The organism is Streptomyces sp. NBC_01190 (assembly GCF_045039895.1).
Classification (GTDB): Bacteria; Actinomycetota; Actinomycetes; order Streptomycetales; family Streptomycetaceae; genus Actinacidiphila.
Map to the genome: position 1 here is coordinate 7,633,222 of NZ_CP108580.1, position 19,373 is coordinate 7,652,594.

The 19,373-nt window shown below is 72.8% G+C and carries 15 protein-coding genes; 8 read left to right on the plus strand and 7 right to left on the minus strand.

The window, feature by feature from the left end; genetic code table 11:
* Window positions 1-95: 95 nt before the first annotated feature.
* Complete coding sequence (locus OG519_RS31990; RefSeq protein ID WP_405591412.1) at window positions 96-800, minus strand: NPP1 family protein; 705 nt, start codon at window positions 798-800, stop codon at window positions 96-98.
* Window positions 801-1,613: 813 nt separating this feature from the next.
* On the opposite strand from OG519_RS31990, the gene OG519_RS31995 reads away from it, so the two are divergent.
* Window positions 1,614-2,402, plus strand: a complete 789-nt coding sequence (locus OG519_RS31995; RefSeq protein WP_405591415.1) for a transglycosylase SLT domain-containing protein — start codon at window positions 1,614-1,616, stop codon at window positions 2,400-2,402.
* A gap of 101 nt (window positions 2,403-2,503) precedes the next feature.
* Here the strand turns inward: OG519_RS31995 and OG519_RS32000 are convergent, their stop codons facing one another.
* Window positions 2,504-4,081: an APC family permease gene (locus OG519_RS32000; protein WP_405591418.1), complete on the minus strand. Its 1,578-nt coding sequence runs from the start codon at window positions 4,079-4,081 to the stop codon at window positions 2,504-2,506.
* A 222-nt stretch (window positions 4,082-4,303) separates the two neighbouring features.
* On the opposite strand from OG519_RS32000, the gene OG519_RS32005 reads away from it, so the two are divergent.
* The gene (locus tag OG519_RS32005) at window positions 4,304-5,710 is read left to right on the plus strand and encodes an ethanolamine ammonia-lyase subunit EutB (protein WP_405591421.1); all 1,407 of its coding nucleotides are present in this window, start codon (window positions 4,304-4,306) and stop codon (window positions 5,708-5,710) included.
* 185 nt (window positions 5,711-5,895) lie between these two features.
* On the plus strand, window positions 5,896-6,678 hold the full coding sequence (gene eutC / locus OG519_RS32010; protein WP_405593147.1) for an ethanolamine ammonia-lyase subunit EutC: 783 nt from the start codon (window positions 5,896-5,898) through the stop codon (window positions 6,676-6,678).
* Window positions 6,679-6,771: 93 nt separating this feature from the next.
* Here eutC and OG519_RS32015 read toward each other — a convergent pair whose 3' ends face one another.
* Both OG519_RS32015 and OG519_RS32020 read right to left on the minus strand, forming a co-directional pair.
* Window positions 6,772-7,641: an alpha/beta fold hydrolase gene (locus tag OG519_RS32015; RefSeq protein ID WP_405591424.1), complete on the minus strand. Its 870-nt coding sequence runs from the start codon at window positions 7,639-7,641 to the stop codon at window positions 6,772-6,774.
* A gap of 151 nt (window positions 7,642-7,792) precedes the next feature.
* Window positions 7,793-10,753, minus strand: a complete 2,961-nt coding sequence (locus OG519_RS32020; protein ID WP_405591427.1) for an MGH1-like glycoside hydrolase domain-containing protein — start codon at window positions 10,751-10,753, stop codon at window positions 7,793-7,795.
* A 412-nt stretch (window positions 10,754-11,165) separates the two neighbouring features.
* Between OG519_RS32020 and OG519_RS32025 the strand changes: the two genes are divergently transcribed.
* The 4 genes from OG519_RS32025 to OG519_RS32040 are packed head-to-tail and all read left to right on the plus strand — an operon-like array spanning window position 11,166 to window position 14,528.
* Window positions 11,166-12,275 (plus strand): acyl-CoA dehydrogenase, encoded by a 1,110-nt coding sequence (locus OG519_RS32025; protein ID WP_405591430.1) that lies wholly within the window; start codon window positions 11,166-11,168, stop codon window positions 12,273-12,275.
* Window positions 12,272-13,039: a PIG-L deacetylase family protein gene (locus OG519_RS32030; protein WP_405591433.1), complete on the plus strand. Its 768-nt coding sequence runs from the start codon at window positions 12,272-12,274 to the stop codon at window positions 13,037-13,039. Before OG519_RS32025 ends, OG519_RS32030 begins: the two co-directional genes overlap by 4 nt.
* A complete protein-coding gene (locus tag OG519_RS32035; RefSeq protein ID WP_405591436.1) occupies window positions 13,036-13,734 on the plus strand; it encodes a class I SAM-dependent methyltransferase in 699 nt (232 codons plus the stop codon). The genes OG519_RS32030 and OG519_RS32035 overlap by 4 nt, the downstream gene beginning before the upstream one ends.
* Entirely contained in the window at window positions 13,731-14,528 is a 798-nt protein-coding gene (locus OG519_RS32040; RefSeq protein WP_405591439.1) for a glycosyltransferase, read from the plus strand. Before OG519_RS32035 ends, OG519_RS32040 begins: the two co-directional genes overlap by 4 nt.
* Here OG519_RS32040 and OG519_RS32045 read toward each other — a convergent pair.
* Window positions 14,506-14,946, minus strand: coding sequence for an SRPBCC family protein (locus tag OG519_RS32045; RefSeq protein WP_405591441.1), 441 nt, complete (start codon window positions 14,944-14,946; stop codon window positions 14,506-14,508). The genes OG519_RS32040 and OG519_RS32045 overlap by 23 nt on opposite strands.
* Window positions 14,947-15,094: 148 nt before the next feature.
* On the minus strand, window positions 15,095-16,435 hold the full coding sequence (locus OG519_RS32050) for a PP2C family protein-serine/threonine phosphatase (RefSeq protein ID WP_405591444.1): 1,341 nt from the start codon (window positions 16,433-16,435) through the stop codon (window positions 15,095-15,097).
* Window positions 16,436-16,738: 303 nt separating this feature from the next.
* Here OG519_RS32050 and OG519_RS32055 point away from each other — a divergent pair, with 303 nt between their 5' ends.
* Complete coding sequence (locus OG519_RS32055; RefSeq protein WP_405591447.1) at window positions 16,739-17,698, plus strand: LLM class F420-dependent oxidoreductase; 960 nt, start codon at window positions 16,739-16,741, stop codon at window positions 17,696-17,698.
* Window positions 17,699-17,736: 38 nt separating this feature from the next.
* Here OG519_RS32055 and OG519_RS32060 read toward each other — a convergent pair whose 3' ends face one another.
* The gene (locus OG519_RS32060) at window positions 17,737-19,356 is read right to left on the minus strand and encodes an aromatic amino acid ammonia-lyase (protein ID WP_405591450.1); all 1,620 of its coding nucleotides are present in this window, start codon (window positions 19,354-19,356) and stop codon (window positions 17,737-17,739) included.
* Window positions 19,357-19,373 lie beyond the last annotated feature (17 nt).

Below are 19,373 nucleotides of genomic sequence, written 5' to 3' on the forward strand. Positions count from 1 at the left end.
TGTGCGACCGATGGCTGCGGCAATGGCCGGCCGGCCCCTGCGGGACAGGGACCGGCCGGCCATTCTTGTCCGCCGACGGCGGGATATCAGACGTATTACGCGTTGGGGTCAAAGGGTATTCCGGCCGGCATCGAGTGGGCGAGGGCGTATTCGAAGTCACCGTCACCGATCTTGATGGTGGCCGCGCCGAAATCGGCGCTCAGCAGCTTGTCGCGGAAACCGGCGGGGTAGCCGTTCCAGCCGACGAGGCGCGGATAGAACCAGCCGCCGGTCGCGTTCTCCGGCGGCTCGTCGTTGTTGTTGGCGAAGCGGAAGTCGTGGGTCGAGGCGCCGTCCTTGTTGTAGACGACCTTCGGGTGGGTTCCGTCGAAGCGCAGGGACGAGGCGGCCGCCACCTGGTAGCCGGAGTGCTGCGACACCGAGACGTACTGGACCTGGTTGTTGTTGATCCACACCACGACGTGTTCCCAGTCGTGGGTGTGCCCGATGGCCGCGGGGCCCAGCGTGGCCTGGTCCTTCTCGAAGTAGCTCGCGTAGATGACCGCGCACCAGTCGTTGTTGCACTTCTCGCGCGAATACGTGTTGGCGTTGGCCAGTTGGGCGTAGTCGTGGCAGTGCCCGTTGACATCGCCGCCCAGCTTCAGGCCGGGGTTGATGGTGCCGTCCGCGCCGATGGCCGCGGTGGCGTAGCAGCCGTCGGTGTCGTAGTCGTACGCGGGGGAGAAGGACTGTTCGAGACCGTCGGCGTTCTGCGGCAGAAGTTGCAGGACGCTGGCGTTCGCGTTGGCCGGGAGCGCCATGACCAGCGCCGCCGCACCGAGGGCACTGGCCAGTGCGGACCGCCGGAGCCTCCTGCGACGCCTCGGGCCGGACGCCCTCTCGCCGGGTCCGCCGGGTCCGCCGATTTCTCGGGGGCCTCGGAGGTCTCGGGATTCTCGGGCGCTCTTCGGCCGTGACAGCATGCTGCGCACACCAACTCCTCAACAGCGAACGGGGCGAGGTTCCGCGCGCGGATTCCTCGCGTCGGGAACGACGGATGTGACGCTAGCGGCGGAGCGCGCCGCGCCGGTGAACTCGGAAAAGATATTCTCCGACCGGCAGGCGTTATCCCCGTGGTGCGGCATCAAATTAGCCCGGGGTGGCCGGGGGCGCAAGCAAAGTTACTAGGAAAGCTCTTTCCCGAACGGTGACATCACCGCCATTCCGGAGGATCCCGGCAGAAGTGAGAAGCGGCTGCCCCGGCCGCCCAGGCCGCCCGGGTCGGACATCCCGGTCGGTACCTCCCTGGTCGACCCCGGACGACGGGTGGCCCGGCGGGCGTGACCCGGCGGCGCGACCCGGTGGGCGAACCGGCGGAACCGCCACATAAAGCGCACCCGCTCTCACACAAAGCGACGGCGGAAGCGCCCCCTTGTGATTCCGTTTATAGGACGTGCGTCACATATGAAGCTGCTTAGTAACAGCCGAATCCCCGCCGTTGACAGGGTGTGCGCCCCATAGCGCCGCCCTTTTCGGTCCGACTACGAATCCTCTTCGTAGTCGCGACCTTTGACCCGTGAATCCGAAACAACTAACAATTCACGGGTCCGCTCAACGGAAGAGGTAAGCCCCGTATGCAGCTCCCCACGATCCCGAACAAGCTCCCCACGTTCTCGAAGTTCAACCGGCTGTCGAAGAAGCGCAAGATCGCGGCCGGCGCACTCGCCGCCAGCGCACTGGTGCTGACAGTCACCGGACTGGAAGCAACGGCCGGGGCGGGCTCGGCGACCGCGGCCGGCGCGAAGACAGGGTTCTCGGTCTCCACCGGTCAGCACGTCAAGCCGCTTGGCGCGCAATCCGGTATGGCTTCGCAGAGCGCCATCCACAGCGCCACCACGAAGAAGCAGGCCCCGGCCGCCCCGGCCGCCGCGGCGAAGAAGCAGGCCCCGGCCGCCGCCAAGAGCGTCACCGAGGCCAAGAAGCCCGCGGCCCCGGCCGTCCCGAAGGCCAAGCCCGCCCCGCGGCACCAGGCCGTCAAGGTCGCCGTGTCCGCCCCCAGGCCCGCGCACGTCGCGGCGCCCCGGCCGGCCGTGAAGACCTACCCGAACAACCTCGACGGCTGGATCCGGCAGTCGCTGGACATCATGCACGCCAAGGGAATCCCGGGCAGCTACAGCGGCATCCACCGCAACATCATTCGCGAGTCGAGTGGTAACCCGAACGCGATCAACCTGTGGGACATCAACGCCAAGAACGGAATTCCGTCCAAGGGCCTGCTCCAGGTGATCAACCCGACCTTCAGCCGCTACCACGTGCCGGGAACGTCGTGGAACATCTACAACCCGGTCTCCAACATCACCGCCGCCTGTAACTACGCGGCTGACCGGTACGGCTCGATGGACAACGTGAACTCCGCGTACTGATCGGCCGCACCCGACCGGCACAGCCGGCCTTTCCGCCGGTGACTGACGAAGGGCGGCGGGACCTCCAGGGTCCCGCCGCCCTTCGGTGTGTCCGATCGGTCTCAGGCCGCCGGAGAGGGCTCGCCGCGGGCGGTCCGCCCGTCAGCCGGGGAGTCCACCGGGTCGGCGTGGTCGAAGTGGCCGAGCCGGGCGTACTGCTCCGGCCGCCGCGCCCGCAGCCACAGGGCGATCCCGAGGCCCACGGCGAACATCAGCAGGATCACCTCGGGGAGGTACTTGATGAAGGGCACCTCGCCGTTGCCCGCCAGTACGGCACGGTTCTCGATCAGCAGACAGCACGCGCCGACCATGGCGGCGGCGCCGATCACCGGCGCGACCAGGGTGGTGAACCAGTGGAAGCCGTCACGCGCCGTGGTCAGGAAGTAGCGGATGATGGCGAACGAGGTGAGCGCCTGGACGCCGAGGATGCCCAGCACGCCCATCAGGGGCGCCCAGGTGCCGAGCTTCAGCAGCGCGCCCTCGGTGCTGCCGTCGTAGAGGCTGAAGCCCAGCACGATCAGGCCGACGAGGACCGTGCAGGTCATCGAGGCCGCCGCGGGGCTGTGGTGCCTGGAGGTGCGGGCCAGCGGCGCCGGCGCCACCCCTTCGCGGGCCAGCGAGAAGAGATAGCGGGCGCCGGTGTTGTAGAAGGCCATGGCGCAGGCGAACGGGCTGACGATGGCCAGGACCTGCATCAGCACCATCAGCCAGTGGCCGACGAAGGTCTCCGCCAGCGGATAGAACGCCGAGTCGTACCTGCCGCTGAACTGGTCCTTGACCGCCCGCGCCGACTCCGGCAGGCCCCAGCCGGAGACGAAGGCGTAGGAGACGATCATGTAGAGCACGCCGAGCCCGATCACCGACCCGTAGGTGGCGGTCTTGGCGATACGGTGCGGGTCGCGTGACTCCTCGGCGTAGTTCGGCGCCATCTCGAAGCCGACCCAGGACCAGAAGGCCGCGAAGAGGGCGACACCGGCCGCCGCCGTGCCGAAGACATGGGCCGCGCTGTCGTTGCCGAAGACCTCGGCCGGGTTCATCGGCTTGGCGGAGAGCCCGTGCGCGCCGCCGTGCACGAAGACCCCCACCGAGAGGATCACCAGGGCGAGCACCTCCAGGACCAGGGAGACGCCCAGAATCCTGGTGGTCAGCTCGATGTGGAACCAGGCGAGGGCGGTCATGACCGCCAGCGCCGCGAACATGTAGACCCAGACCGGGATCCGCACCCCGGTCCAGGACTCGATGCTGGTGGCGGCGAAATACCCCATCACCCCGATGACCGACGCGGAGAAGAGCATGTAGCACAGGGCGATCAGCACACCGGACCCCACGCCCGGGATCCGGCCCAGGCCGCGGGTCACGAAGGTGTAGAAGCCGCCCGCTGACGTCACCCGCCGACTCATCGCGATGTATCCGACCGAGAAGATCGTCAGCGCCGCCGTGGCCAGCAGGAAGGCGGCGGGGGCGCCGTATCCCGCGCCCTGCACGGCGACCGGTACGTTGAAGAGCATCGCCGTCATCGGCGCCGCGCCGGTGACGATGCAGAAGATGACCCCGGGTAAGCCGAGCGCGCCCGTCGCGAGCCGGTGCGGTACGACCGGCGGGTCGGCCGCGGTCGGCGCCAAGTCCTCGTGCACTGCCATCGATGGCCCCTCTCCATGGTCAGGTGCCTGTTCTGCCGCGGGATGCCGCGCTTCGGAATGCTGGGCCCTCCAGATGACTGCGTGGCGTGCCGGCGGGTTAACTCCGCGTCAACCGCCTCGTGGGAGGGAAAGTCTGCGTTAACTCGCGGCCGCGGGATGGACCGGACGGCCGGGCTCTCCTAGGTTCGACGGAATGGAGCACGCGATGATCGGCGGCCGGACGTGAGCGGGTATGCCGCCACCCTCGGCGGGCGGCGCCACCACTTCGCCGGCCTGGGGCCGCTGCTCGCCGCGGCGAGCCCCGAGCGCTCCGGCGACCGGCTGGCCGGGCTCGCCGCCGAGTCGGCGCAGCAGCGCGTCGCGGCGCGGCTGGCGCTCGCCGAGGTGCCGCTCGCGCGGTTCCTCGCCGAGCCGCTCATCCCGTACGAGAAGGACGACGTCACCCGGCTGATCCTGGACAGCCACGACGCGGCGGCCTTCGCACCGGTCGCCGGTCTGACGGTCGGCGCGTTCCGCGACTGGCTGCTCTCCGACGCGGCCGGTCATGCCGCGCTGGCGGCGCTGGCCCCGGGCATCACCCCCGAGATGGCCGCCGCCGTCTCCAAGCTGATGAGCAACTCCGACCTGGTCGCCGCCGCCCGCAAGGTCCGGGTGGTCACCGCCTTCCGTTCCACGATCGGGCTGCCGGGGCGGCTCGCGACCCGCCTCCAGCCCAATCACCCCACGGACGATCCGGCCGGGGTCGCGGCCGCCCTGCTCGACGGCCTGCTGCTCGGCAGCGGCGACGCCGTCATCGGCGTCAACCCGGCCACCGACAGCCCCAGGGCCGTACACGATCTGCTGACCCTCCTCGACGAGGTGATCGGCCGCTACGCCATCCCCACCCAGTCCTGTGTGCTCTGCCACGTCACCACCAGCATCGATCTCATGGAGCGCGGCGCCCCGCTCGACCTCGTCTTCCAGTCCGTCGCCGGCACCCAGGCGGCGAACGCCTCCTTCGGGGTGACGCTCGCCCTGCTGGACGAGGCGTACGCCGCCGTACGGGAGCTGGGCCGGGGCACCGTCGGGCGCAACGCGCTCTACTTCGAGACCGGCCAGGGCAGCGCCCTGTCCGCGGACGCCCACCACGGCATCGACCAGCAGACCGTGGAGGCGCGCGCGTACGCGGTCGCCAGGCGCTACGAGCCGCTGCTGGTCAACACCGTGGTCGGCTTCATCGGTCCGGAGTACCTCTACGACGGCCGGCAGATCCTCCGCGCGGCGCTGGAGGACCACTTCTGCGGCAAGCTGCTCGGGCTGCCGATGGGGCTGGACATCTGTTACACCAACCACGCGGACGCCGATGACGACGACATCGCCACCATGCTGACCGTGCTGGGTGTCGCCGGGGCGTCCTTCGTGATCTGCACACCCGGCGGCGACGACATCATGCTCAATTACCAGTCGGCCTCGTACCATGACGCGCTGTATCTGCGGGAGGTGCTCGGCCTGCGGCCGGCGCCTGAGTTCGAGGCCTGGCTGAGCGGTGCCGGCCTGCTCGACGAGCTGGGCCGGATACGGGACGTGACCGGCACCGGGCATCCGCTGACGGCGATCGTCAGCGGACCGGCCGGCCGGGCGGGCCGATGAGCGCGCACCGGGCGGCCGAGGCGGGCCCGCCGGGCGGCGACATGGCCGGCCCCGCCTTAGAAGGAGAAGCAGGAGAAGCAGCAGGAGAACGAGAAGTGGAGGGAGCAGGGGAAGGAGACGTGGAAGGAGACGTGGAAGGAGGAGGTGACGGGCCGGCGCCCGCGGAGAGCCCGCTCCCGGCGGCGGTGGAGCCGGACGCGGCAGTCGATCCCCGCGTACCGGCCGGTCCCGCCGCCGAGCGCGCGATGTGGGCCGCGCTGCGCCAACGCACCCAGGCGCGGATCGGCCTCGGCCGGGCGGGCTCCGCGCTGCCCACCCGGCACCGGCTGGCGCTCCAGGCCGCGCACGCCGCCGCACGCGACGCCGTCCACTCGCCCTTCGACCCGGACGCGGTGGCCGCCGCGCTGCCGGGTGTGCCGACCGTCCGGGTGCGCAGCGCCGCCCCGGACCGGCTGACCTATCTGCAACGCCCGGACCTGGGCCGCAGGCTCGGCGGCGACGAGCGGGCCGGTCTGCCGCGCGGCGACTGGGACGTGGTGTTCGTCGTCGCCGACGGCCTGTCCAGCCGGGCCGTCCACGACCACGCGGCGGCGGTGGTCCGCGAGACCACCGCGCTGCTGGCCGGCTGGCGCCCCGCCCCCGTCGTCCTGGCCGAGCAGGCCCGGGTCGCCCTCGGCGACGCGATCGCGCACGCCATGGGGGTCCCGATGGCGGTGGTGCTCATCGGCGAACGCCCCGGCATGTCGGCCGCCGACTCGCTGGGCGCCTATCTCACCTACGCCCCGGTGCCCGGACGCACCACCGACGCCGACCGCAACTGCCTGTCCAACATCCGGCCGCCGCTGGGACTCTCCCACCAGGCCGCGGCGGCCAAACTGGCGGCCCTGATGCGCCGGGCCCGGGAGCTGCGGGTCACCGGGGTGGCCCTCAAGGACGAGTCGAACGGACCGGACGCGCTCGATTCCTAGCCGCCCGTGCCGGGTTCCCACCGCCCGCCGTCCAACAGGCCACCCGCTCAATGGACCGCGCCCAACGGCCCAACGCAGCCGCGCGGCCGGCGCTCAGAGCACCTCGACCAGTTCGGCCAGCATGCGGTCGATGGCGCCCACGCTGACCGAGAGATGGCCTTCGCCCGGTTCCAGATGGGCCACCGCGCCGGGGACATGGGCGGCGAGCCACTGCCCGTGGGCGAAGGGGACCATCAGATCCTCGCTGCCCTGCCAGACGAAGGCGGGCACGGTGATCTCGTCCAGGGCGAAACCCCACGGCTTGGTGAAGGCGAGGTCGTCGTCGAGCCAGCCGTCGACGCCGAGCCGCAGTCCCTCCGCGAATCCGGCCGCGGTGTCCTCGGCGAGTTCGTGGGTGAGCACCGCGCGGTCCACCGCGGAGAGCACGCTGGCCATGTTGGCGTGCAGACCGGCGGCGTCCGCGTCGCGCAGCTCCGCCGCCTCCTGTTCCAGATACGGCCGCAGCGCCGACTCGCCCTTCACCGCCAGCCCGAACTCGACGATGTTCAGCTCGCCCATCCCGGCCATGAAGTCCAACTCCGGCAGCCCGTACGGCGCGACGCCCGCGATGCACAGCACCCCGGCCACCCGGTCGGCGAGCCGGGCCGCCGTGGCCAGCGCGTGCGGGCCGCCGCCGGACCAGCCGCCGACCAGGGCGCGGGGGGCACCGAGATGGTCGAGCACCGCGCGTACGTCGGCCGCCACGTCGGCGACCGAGCGGCCCGGCAGCCGGGTGGAGGCCCCGTAGCCGGGCCGGGAGTAGGTCACGAACCGCAACCCCCGGCGGTGGGCGGCGCGTTCGAGCGACCTGGCCGGCGGCACCGCGCCGGGGGTGCCGTGGTGGAAGATCAGCGGTGTGCCGTCGGCGGGACCCGAGACGGCCAGGTCCAGCAGGCGCCCGTCAGGCGTGGAGATCGTTGTCATAGGGGATTATGCAACGGTCGGCGCGTGTGTGGGCAAGGCCGGCGACGACGGCCCGACCGGCCTCGGCACACCGAGCGGCACCGCGGCCTGCACCGGCTGAGCCCGGCGGGGGCGGGGAGGCCCACGGTCCGCCCCGCCCCCGCCGTCCCGCTCAGGTCGACGTCGTGAAGCAGGACTTGGCGACGCCGGCAATCGGGTCGCCGCCGAAGGCGGTGTTGGTGCAGGGGGCGCCGGAGGTGAACGTCGCGTAGAGGTAGTCGCCGCCCGCGCCGTACGCCACGGTCCGCCGGCCGGTGAAGGAACAGGTGCCGTTCTCGGCCGAGCAGGTCGTCGGATACCCGGCCGGGGCGCCGGCCGGCGCGTAACAGGTCTTGGCCACCCCGAAGACGGGATCGACGCCCATCGTGTCGTTGCCGCAGGTGGTGGCGCCGTTCGACCGGCCCAGCCAGAACGCCCCGTTGGCGCCGTAGGCGATCGGCTGCGCACCGGTGACGGCGCAGACGGCCTTCTCCGCGGCGCACGCGGTCCAGCCTCCCGGCGGCGCTCCGGCCGGGGCGACGTAACAGCTCTTCGCGACATCGGCGAGCGGGTCGGTGCCGAAGGCGTCGCTCGTGCAGGGGACGCCGCCGGTGACGACCTGGAAGCGGAAGGCGCCGCCCGCGCCGAAGGCGACCTCCCGGGTGCCGCTGACCGCGCAGGTGCCGTGCTCGGCGGCGCACGCCGTGTAGCCGGACGGGCCGCCGGCGGGCGCGAGGTAGCAGGACTTCAGCACGCCGTACGCCGGGTCGGCGCCGCCGAAGGCCGCGCTCGAACAACTCGTCGGTCCGCTGACCGCTTTGTAGGTGTAGCCGCCGGCGCCGTAGGCCAGCACCTGGGTGCCGGTCGGTGTGCACGTTCCGCCCTCGGCGGCGCAGAGGGTGTAGCCGGCCGGCAGCCCTGGGCCGGTCACCGAGGTGGCGAAGGGGACGGGCGCGCCGACTCCGGTGGCGGCGACCGTGTAACTCCCGGCCGCCACCCCGGTGAGGTAGACGTAGCCGCCGTCCGTGGAGCCGCCGGTGATCCCCGGCACCGGGTGGAAGGTGCCGCCGCTCCACACGGCGGCCCCGTTGACGGAGATACTGACGCCCGACGCTCCGTAGGTCGGCACGCCGATCCTGGCGGTGGTCCCGGCCGGACTCGTCAACTGCCCGGCGAGGGTGCCCGCGGCGGAGTCATAGTCCCAGGAGCCGGTCGCCTTGCCCTGCGGCATGGCGATCGTGCCCTCCGCATGGGTCAGGTCGCCGGGGTGCGGCACGAAGTCGTAACTCGCGGTGCCGGTCGGCGAGAGCCCCAGGACGTACGAGGTCAGCGCGGACGTCGGTCCGGTGGCCCAGCCGTGCGCGAGGCTCATGTACGTGCCGCCGTAGTCGAAGGAGCCGTCCGAGCGGAAGCCTTCCCAGAAGGTGCTGCCGGTGCCCGTCGGGCTGCTGAGCATGTAACCCCACTCGCGCCGGATGAGGGTGAGCGCGTCGAGGTCGTCGTCGGCCACGAAGTGGGCCTGCACCTCCATCGATCCGGGGAAGGTGCCGATCGCGCCGCCGTCCTTCTCCGGGCTCGCGGCACCGACGTTGTTCCACCGCGCGGCCAGGGCGCGCGCGATACCGGTGTTCTTGGCGGGGCTGTCGGTCAACCCGTACCAGACGGCAAGGGAGTTGCCGTCCTGCGGATAGAGGGTGCTGGTCGGGTTGTCGCGGTAGAGGCCGATGGCGCTGTTCCAAAGCCGCTGGTTCGCCGCCGACTTGAGGGTGGCGGCCTGCTGCTGCCAGCCGGCCGCCGCCGCGGTGTCGCCCTCGGCCCGCGCCAGTCCGACGCCGCCCAGCAGGGCCGCGTAGAGGATGGCGTTGGCCTCGATGTTCTCCCCGCCCTGGCCACCGCGTGCCCAGTCGTTGGCGCCGGTGACGTTGAGCAGGCCGGCGCCGTCGATCTTCGCGGTGATGAAGGCCATGCCGAGCTTGTAGCGGCTCCAGACGGAGTCGAGCCATGCCCGGTCGCCGGAGTAGGTGTACAAGGAGGCCGTCCCGACGAGCGTCCAGGTGTGATATGTGTCCGAGCCGTAGAAGTTGACCGCCGGGCCGCCGTACTCCAGCTCACCGGTCGACGCGTTCTGGTGCTGGTAGAGGCTGTTCAGAGCGTTCCTGGTGGAGGCGATGTCGCCGGTCGACACGTATGCGGTGGGCAGCGAGATGCCCAGGTCGCCCGGCCACACCGCGCGGTCACGTTTCGCGCCGTCGCTGAGGATGCCCGCGCCCGAGCCGATGAGGGCGTTGTTCTCCCACCCGGCGGACGGCGGCGGATAGGCCCGCCCGGTGCCCGGGTCGATGGTGTCCATCTGCACGGTGTAGGCACCGGCGTACCAGATCCGGTTGAGCAGCGCGTCGTTGGAGTAGAAGTAGTTGGTGTACGCGCTCGGGTCGCTCATCCCCGCCGCCCCGGTGAAGGCGAGCGAGACCCCGTTGAGGTCGACCCAGCCGGACGAGGAGAGGAAGACGGTCAGATAGCGGAAGCCGCCGCGCAGCTTGTCGGTCGGCATGGTCCAGGTGCCGGCGCCGTTCACCGTCGCCTGGAGCGCGCCGTCGGTGCCGGTCCCGGAGTACACGGTGCCGCTGCTGAGGTCGCTGGTCCGGCCGGTGTAGAGCGACGACTCGCTGAAGGCCAGGCCGAGCTGCCTGCCGCTGCCGCTCGCCCCGCCGAAGGTCAGCGTCACCAGGCCGCCGACCTCCTTGCCGAAGTCGAGCACCAGGGCGGAGTCGGCCCCGGAGATACGGGTGGGCGCTCCGGACAGCACGTTCTGCGGCGAGGTGACGGAACCGGAGTATCCCTGCACGGCCACCGGGTGGAGGGTGCGGGTGTGGGGGGCGTAGATGTACGCGTCCCCCGCCGAACGGCCGAGGGGAGCGCCGGCGGCCGGGCCAGCGGCGGCGGCAGCGCCCGCAGCGCCCGCAGCGCCCGCGGTGGCGGCGGGAGCGGTGGAGAGCCCGACGGCCGCGCACACCGCCGCGATGAGCAGAAGAACGCGCGCTCGGTGGTGTCCGGCGCGGGAGGAGCGGTGTCCGAGCAGGGGGAAAGCGTCCACGGCTCAAGCCCTCCAGAAAGTGGGCGGGGAAGAAAAAACGTATGAGTGAAACGATTCATTGACCCCGTGCACGGGAAATGTATGAGAGGCGGCTGGAGGCGTCAAGAGACAGGACGGACACCGCTGCCGCCCGCCCCCGCACCAGTGCCCGCCGGTCAAGCCGCCCGGTCGGCCGGCGGGGCCGGCCCCGCTTTCCCGCAGCGCGCGTCGGCCGCGTTGAAACGTTCGAGTCAGCGGCAAGCAGAAGGCTCCGTGTCCGTCCGGGTGACCGACCGTGGTCCGGCGCTTCGCCCGGAATTGCGCCGGAATTGCGTAGGGACGCGATTGCCGGGCACGCGGATGCGTACGTCCCCGCCCCGGGTCAAGGTGAGGGCGGAGAAAAGAGACTGCCGCGCGCCAAGGAGCACCACGGATGCACAGCACAGCCCACCAGAACCATGCGGCCGGCTCGCCGACGGGGGAGGACCCGGCCGAAGCGCGAACCGGGTTCTCCGCCCAGCGGGCCCGGCGCGAGACCGCGGCCGCCTTCTCCGCGGCCGTGGCGGACCTGGCGTCCGGGGCGCTGGCGTGCCCCCTGCCCGGTTCCGGCCGGACCGGCGAGCGGTTCGAGGCCCTGACCCGCGTCGCGGAGCGGGATCTGTGCCTGGCGCGGCTGGTCGAGGGTCATGTCGACGCCGTGGCGATCCTGGCCGAACTCGACGGGCCGCCGCCGCGGGCCGGGCAGCGCTGGGGCGTCTGGGCCGCGGAACCGCCGGGGGAGGGGCTCACCGCCACCCGTACCGAACGGGGCTGGCTGCTGAGCGGCCGCAAGCAGTACTGCTCCGGCGCGCACAGCGTCACCCACGCGCTGGTGACCGCCGAGGCGGCGGACGGCCGCCGGCTTTTCGCGGCCGCCACCGGCGCCGGGGACGAAGACGGCAGCGACAGCAGTCACAGCAGCGACGGCAGCGACGGCGCCACCCCCGGATGCCGGCCGGTCGAGGGCACCTGGCAGGCGGTCGGCATGGCCGGCAGCGACACGCCGGACGTGCGGTTCGACGCGGTGCCCGCGACCCCCGTCGGCGAGGTCGAGGGCTATCTCACCAGGCCCGGATTCCAGCACGGCGGCATCGGGGTGGCCGCCTGCTGGTACGGCGGCGCCCGCGCGGTCGCGCGCGTGCTGCTGGAGGCGGCGGCCGGGCGCGGCCCCGACCCGATCACCGACGCCCACCTCGGCGCCGTCGACATGCGGCTGCACGCCGCGGGCGCCGTGCTGCGGCAGGCCGCCGAGGAGATCGACCGCGATCCCTTCGACGCCGACGGCGGGGCCCGGGTGCGCAGCCTGCGGGTCCGCGCCCTGGTCGAGTCGGTCTGCGCCGACGTCCTGACCCACGTCGGCCGGGCCACCGGGGCAGGACCGCTCTGTCACGATGAACGGCACGCCCGCGACACCGCGGACCTGGCGGTCTACATCCGCCAGCACCACGCGGAGCGCAACCTCGCCGAACTCGGCGGCCTCGTCGCCCGCAAGGACACGGCGTGACGCCGCCGGCGGGACGCTGGCCCGCCTTCGCCAACCCCATCCAGGCGCCCGGGACCGACGAGAGCCACTGGCGGTCCTGGCGCGGCCTGCGCGAACTGCCGGAGCTCGAGCTGCCCACCGCCGGGCGGGTCGTCGTGGTCGCCGCCCACCCGGACGACGAGGTGCTCGGCGCCGGCGGCACGATGGCGCTGCTCGCCGACGCCGGTGTGTCCCTCACCGTGGTGTCCGTCACCGACGGCGAACGGTCCCACGCCGACAGCAAGGCCATCACCGGCGAGCGGCTCGCGGAGCTACGGGCCGGCGAACTCCGTTCGGCGCTGGACACGTTGGCCGCCGCCGCCGAGGTCGTACGGCTGAAGGTCCCCGACACCGAGGTGGCCCGGCACGAGCAGGAGGTCGCCGGGTCCCTGAGTGAGCTGCTGAGCGGCGCGGAGCTGCTGCTCGCGCCCTGGATCGGGGACGTGCACGGTGATCACGAGGCGGCCGGCCGGGCCGCGCTGGCCGCCGCCCGAACGGCCTCCGTGCGGTGCCTGATGTATCCGGTGTGGATGTGGCACTGGGCCCACCCGGAGGACCCGCGGGTGCCGTGGGCCTCCGCCCAACGGGTGGACCTGCCGGACGCGGCGCTGGCCCGCAAGCGGTCCGCCGTCGAACGCTTCGTCAGCCAGGTCCGGCCCCTCGGCCCGGCGCCCGAGGACGCGGCGATCCTGCCGCCGGCGGAGATCGCCCACCACCTGCGGGACGTCGAGGTGGTCTTCGCATGAGCGCCACGGCCCCTACCGGTCCCGGGGACGCCGCGGCCGGTGGCCCCACCGGCGCCGCCGCCGGGCCGGCCCCGCGGGAAAGCACGCCCGCGGCGTACTTCGAGGCTCAGTACCAGGGCGCGGCGGACCCCTGGCGGCTGGCGGAACGCTGGTACGAGCGGCGCAAGTACGACCTCACCGTCGCCGCGCTGCCGCAGCCCCGCTACCGTAGCGCCTTCGAACCGGGCTGCTCGGTCGGCGAGCTGACCCGGCGGCTCGCCGAGCGCTGCGACGCCCTGCTGGCCGCCGACCGCGTCGCCTCGGCGGTGGACAGCACCCGGCGGCGTACCCGCGGCCTGGGGCACGTGACGGTCCGCCGGCTGACGCTCCCCGACGAGTGGCCGGACGGCACCTTCGATCTGATCGTGCTGTCCGAACTGCTCTACTACTTCGACACCGCGGCGCGGGACCGCCTCGTGGACCGCGCGGTCGCCGCGCTGGAACCCGGCGGCACCCTCGTCACCGTGCACTGGGACCACCCGGTACCCGAGCACCTGTCCACCGGCTCCGAGATCGCGGAGAAGCTGGCCCGGGTGCCGGGGCTCAGCCTGCTCACCGACCATCGCGAGCCGGATTTCGTCCTTCAGGTCCACGGCCGCGCCCTGCCCGACGGCCGCCGGCCGGCCGGCCCCGCCGAGCGGGAAGGCCTGGTGTGAGCGTCGGTACGATCGCGGTCGTCATACCGGCGCACAACGAGGAGGCGCTGCTGCCCGCGGCACTGAACGCGATCGCGGTCGCCGGGCGGCACCCGGACCTGGCCGGCGTGCGGGTCGTGACGGTGGTGGTCGCCGACTCCTGCCGTGACCGTACCGCCGAGGTCGCCCGTCGATCGGGGGCGCTGGTCGTCACGACGAACGTCCGCAACCCCGGCCGGGCCCGCGCGGCCGGCGTCGGACGGGCACTGCGGGCCGTCGGAAATCCGGCCGACCCCGCTGTGCCTGCCGATCCTGCCGACCTCGCCGACCCCGCGGCGTCGGCCGACCCCGCCGTCGCGGCCCGTGAAACCGACGGCACCTGGATCGCGGTCACCGACGCCGACAGCGTCGTCCCGCCGCACTGGCTCGCCTACCACCTGGCCCGGGCGGCCGAGGGCTGGGAGGCCGTCGTCGGCACCGTCAGCCTGCCGGTGACCGCCCCGGCGTCACTCGCCGCCCGCCACGATGTGCGGTACGCGGCCACCCGCCCGTCCGACGGGTCCCCGTGGCGCCATCCGCACATCCACGGCGCCAACCTCGGGCTGACCGCCGCCGCCTACCGCGCGATCGGCGGCTTCCCGCCGCTGCACGTCGGTGAGGACCGCGCGCTGGTCGCCGCGCTGGACGCCGGCGGCCACCGGGTCCTGCGCACCGAGGACTGTCCGGTCCGCACCTCGGCCCGGCTCAGGGCCCGGGCCCGGGGCGGCTTCGGCGATCACCTGGCCGGGCTGCTCACGCCGGGAGGGCGTCCGTGACGGCGGCCGGCATCGTCCGGGTGATCTCGTCGCCGAGACGCTCGAACTCCCGGCGCAGCAAGGGGTCGGCGAACCGGGCGAGGCCGTGGAAGCGGACGGTCGCGTGGTAGGTGACGCGGGTGCCGTCGTCCTCGGCCAGGAAGGTCATGTCGTCGGTCGAGGTGGCCGTCTTGTTGGTACCGACGAAGGTGAGCCGGTCCTCCTCGCGGCGGGCCAGCCGGTAGGTCAGTTCGGTGCGGCGGCCCCGGAACAGCGAGACGTTGTGCCACTGCGAACCCTCGGCCACCGGCCCCGAGTCGGTCCGGTCGCACTCCTGGGTGCCGGGATCCCACTCCACCGCGTGGGAGAAGTCCGCCAGATAGGCCACGACCTCGGGCAGCGGCCGGGGGACGAGGAAGGAACGCTGGACATCGACCATCGGACGTACTCCTGAGGCTGCTCGGGATCTGCTGACTGACAACCGGGTGGGACGGCTCGATGCCGCCTGCCCGGGGAAGCGCGGCGGAGTACGCCTACCCCGGGGAGCGGGGCGCACCCGCCGCACCCGGCCCGGCTCAGGTGCCGCCTCATTCGGCGGTGGCGGTGTACCGGGCGGGGGTGGTGCGCGGGATCCGGACCGCGATCAGGGCGATGTCGTCCGTGTTCTCCTCGCCCAGGCCCGTCATCAGCTCGTCGCAGAAGGTGTCCACGGGTTCCCTGGCCAGCGCGGCGGCGTGCTGGCGCAGCCGGGTCATGCCGTCGTCGAGCGTCTCGCCCCTGCGCTCGATCAGCCCGTCGGTGTAGAGCAGCACGGTGGAGCCTGACGGCAGGGACTCGGTGGCGTCGGAGCGGACGATGCCGGGCGCGATGCCGAGCAGCGGACTACGGCCGCCGGTGAGGAAACGGGTGTCGCCCTCGTCGGTCACCAGCAGGGGAGGCGGGTGCCCGGCCGTCCCGTAGGACAGCAGCCACGGCTCCTCGGTCCCGGGTTTGGTGATCAGGCCGTAGAGGCAGGTCAGCGTCTGGCCCGGATAGAGGATGTCGTTGGCCGCGTCCAGCCGGGCCAGGATCTTGCCCGGGGGTTCCTTGCGGTCGCAGGCGATGCCGCGCAGCATGTTGCGCATCTGGCTCATCGCCACCGTGGCCTTCAGGTCATGGCCGGTGATGTCGCCGATGATCAGCGTGATGGCGCCGTCGGGCAGCGAGAAGGAGTCGTACCAGTCGCCGCCGACCTCCGCGCTCGTCCGGGCGGGGGCGTAGCGGGCGGAGATGCCGAGCGGGCCCTGCCTCGGCAGGTCGGGCAGCAGCGCGCGCTGGAGCCGCTCGGCGGTCCGCGCGACCTGGGCGTGCAGCCGGGCGTTGTCCACGGTGATGGCGATGCGGTGGCTCAGGTCCTCCAGCAGCGGCAGCCGTTCGTCCTCGTCCAGCGGGCCCGGCCCGCCGCGGACCAGGGTGAGCACGCCCAGCACCCGCCGGCGCGCCCGCAACGGGATCAGGATCGCGCTGTGCGCGCCGAGTTGCCGGAAGGTCTGCAACTCGATCCGGTCCAGGTCGTCGGTGGCGTCCTCGGGGGCGGGGAAGTCGGCCAGTTTCAGCGGACCCGCGCCGCGCAGCGCCCGCGCCAGTGGCGCCTGCGAGCCGGCGGCCGCCGGGGGAAGGACCGCTTCGAGGAAACCGGCGGGCAGCGCGTCCGGATCACGGTGTTCGAGCACCACCCGGCGCAGCTCCCCGCTCTCCTCCAGCAGGTCGATCGCGCACCAGTCCGCCAGTGTCGGGACCAGCACCCGGGACAGCCGCCGCAGCCCAGGCTCCAGCTCCAGGGTGCTGGACAGCGCCTCGGATGCGTTGGCCACCAGGGTCAGCCGGTCCAGGGTCTCCTGGAGGGCCCGGTCCAGGTCGAAGGAGTCGTCGCCGGGCCGTGTGGTCACGTCGCTTCCTCCCTCGGCCTCCGGACCGACGACCGGTGCGATGCGGCGGAACGCGTCCGGCCGCGGGCATCTGCGTGGAGCGTATACGACCGCGCTGCCCGGACGGCCGACCGAGAGCGCACGCCGCGGAGCGTGCCGCCGCAGGTGGCCGCGGCTCGGCTCGGCCAGGCGTGTCGGCGCGGCGCGCCGGGTACCCGGGTACCGAAGTCCCGGGTTATCTGTTCGGGTGGGTGCGGCGAGGACCGGCGCGGATCGGCGCGGGGCCCGGCCGGCCCGCGCCGATCCGCGCAGGGAAGGAAAATCATGACCACGTACGGCTACTTCATGTCCTGCGAGGAGTTCACCCCGGCGGAACTCCTCGAACAGGCCCGGATGGCGGAACAGGCCGGCTTCCGGGCGCTGGCCATCTCGGACCACTTCCATCCCTGGAACGGCGAGCAGGGCCAGAGTTCCTTCGTCTGGTCCATGATCGGCGCCCTCGCCCAGGTGACCTCGCTGCCGGTGACCACCCTGGTGACCTGCCCGACCGTACGGATGCACCCCGCGATCAACGCGCAGGCCGCGGCGACGTCGGCGGTCCTCACCGAGGGGCGGTTCCGGTTCGGCGTCGGCACCGGGGAGGCCCTCAACGAACACATCCTCGGTGACGCCTGGCCCGACGCCACCACCCGTATGCAGATGCTGGACGAGGCCGTGCAGGTCATCCGCCGGCTGTTCACCGGTGAGTCCGTCACCCACCACGGTAACCACTACACGGTGGAGAACGCCCGCCTCTACACGCTGCCCGCCACTCCGCCGCCGCTGTACGTGTCCGGCTTCGGCCCCCAGTCCGCCGCGCTCGCCGGCCGGATCGGCGACGGTTTCGTGACCATGCAGCCGGACGCCGATCTGGTCGGTCAGTTCCGGCGCGGCGGCGGCGGTGACAAGCCGGTGCTCGGCGGGCTCAAGGTCTGCTGGGACAGCGACCGCGACCGCGCGGTCAAGACCGTGCACCGGCTGTGGCCCAATGAGCAACTGCCCGGCGAACTGCCGCAGATCCTGCCCACCCCTGAGCACTTCCAGCAGGCCACCACGCTGGTCAGCCCGGAGATGACGGCCGCGGCCGGCACCTTCGGAAACGACCCGGAGGAGCATCTGCGGGCCATCCTCGCGTATGTCGACGCCGATTTCGACGAGGTGTACGTCAATCAGATCGGCCCGGACCAGCGGCAGTTCTTCGACTTCTACCGGCAGAGCGTGCTGCCGGAGCTGAGCGGTGACTGATCGCCCCGCGCTGCCCGCACCGAAGACGGCGCGGCTCCTCAGAGCGCGGCGAGCGTCGGCAGCAGGTCCGCCGCCGCGGCCACGTCGGCGCTCAGCGGGCGGTCCTCGGCGAGCGGCGACAGACCCCCGTCGAGGACGGCGAACACCGGGGCGGCGGGCGGCGGGGCCGGATGCTGACGCAACGCCCGGACCGCCGCGACCAGTTCGCAGGCGAGCACGAGCCGGTAGGCGTCGACCGCCCGGATCGCCTGCCGGACCCCCTGGGAGGCGAAACTGGCCGCCTCCTCCAGACCGCGGGAGAGCACCGTGTGACCGCTGGAGGCGGGCATGGCGCAGGCCCGGATCTCGGCGAGGGCGGAGTTCGCGCTGTATTCGAGGATCATCATGCCCGAGCTGCCCGCGGGACCCTCCGCCAGGAAGGAGCGCAGACCGGTGATGTCGGGGTCGCCGAAGGCCGACAGCCGCGCCGCGGCGAGCTGGCCGGTCTGCAGGACGGCGAGACAGAGCTGGTCGAGCGCCAGCGCCAGCGGCGCGGCGAAGAAGCCGCCGTGGTGGTAGGCCGCCGGGGCGCCGTCCGGTCCGTCATCGCTGATCAGCGGATTCTCCGACGGACAGTTGATCTCGACGGCGAGGATCGAGCGCAGCGCGGTGGCCGCTTCGAGTGCTGGGCCGTGCGCCTGCGGGAAGGCACGGAAGCCGAACGGATCCTGGATCCGCCGGCCGGTGGCGCGCGGCCGTTCCGGGGCGCCGAGCAGCCTGCGTACCTCCGCCGCCGCGTGCACCACCCCGGGATACGGCCGGACCGCGTGCACCGGTGCCGCGTACGCCTCCATCGAGCCGGCCACGGCGGCCAGCGAGAGGGCGGCCACCGCGTGCGAGGCCCGCAGCAGGATGTCGATGTCGTGGCAGACCAGTGCCGCCTGCCCGAGCGTCAGCGCGTTGCTGCTCATCAGGGCGAGGGCGTCGCCGTGCGCCGGCACCACGGGCGCGGGCACGGCCAGGGCGGCGCCACCTTCGGCCGCCGGGCCGTCGGCGCCGGCCGGTCGCAGTACTCCCTCGTCGGACAGCCAGGGCCGTTCGCCGATGACGGTGAGTCCGGTCTGGGCGAGCGCGGTCAGATCGCCGGTGCCGACGGCGCCGAACTCGTTGACCGCCGGGTGGACACCGAGCCGCAGCGCCTCGATGAGGGCCTGCGCCATGGCGGGCTGGAGCCCGGAGCCCCCGGCGAGCACCTGGTTGGCGCGGACGGCCAGCATCGCCCGGACCTGACGGGTGGGGAGCAGGGCGCCGACGCCGCCCGCGTGGCTGCGCAGCAGCCGCAGATCCTGGCCCACCCGGTCCTCCTCGCTGAGGAAGACCATCCGGTTCGCGCCGACCCCGGTGTCACGCCCGTACATCCGGCCGGCCGCCGCCAGCTCACGCGCGGTGTGCCAGGAGTGCTCCGCCCGGGCCGCGGCCTCGGGCGGAGCGATGGGGACGGCGCGGTGGTCGGCCAGCCGCGCCACGGCGTCGGCGTCGAGGCCGGCGCCGTCGAGCACCACGAAGGACGTCTCGTCAGCGGACGCGTCCGCCTGGTTCGCCTGGGCCGTCCGGCTCGACGGGTCCGTCCGCTGCGAGTGGCTCGTCCGCTGTCTCGGTATCTCTGATGCCGTCCCCATCGTGTCCCCCGTCGGGT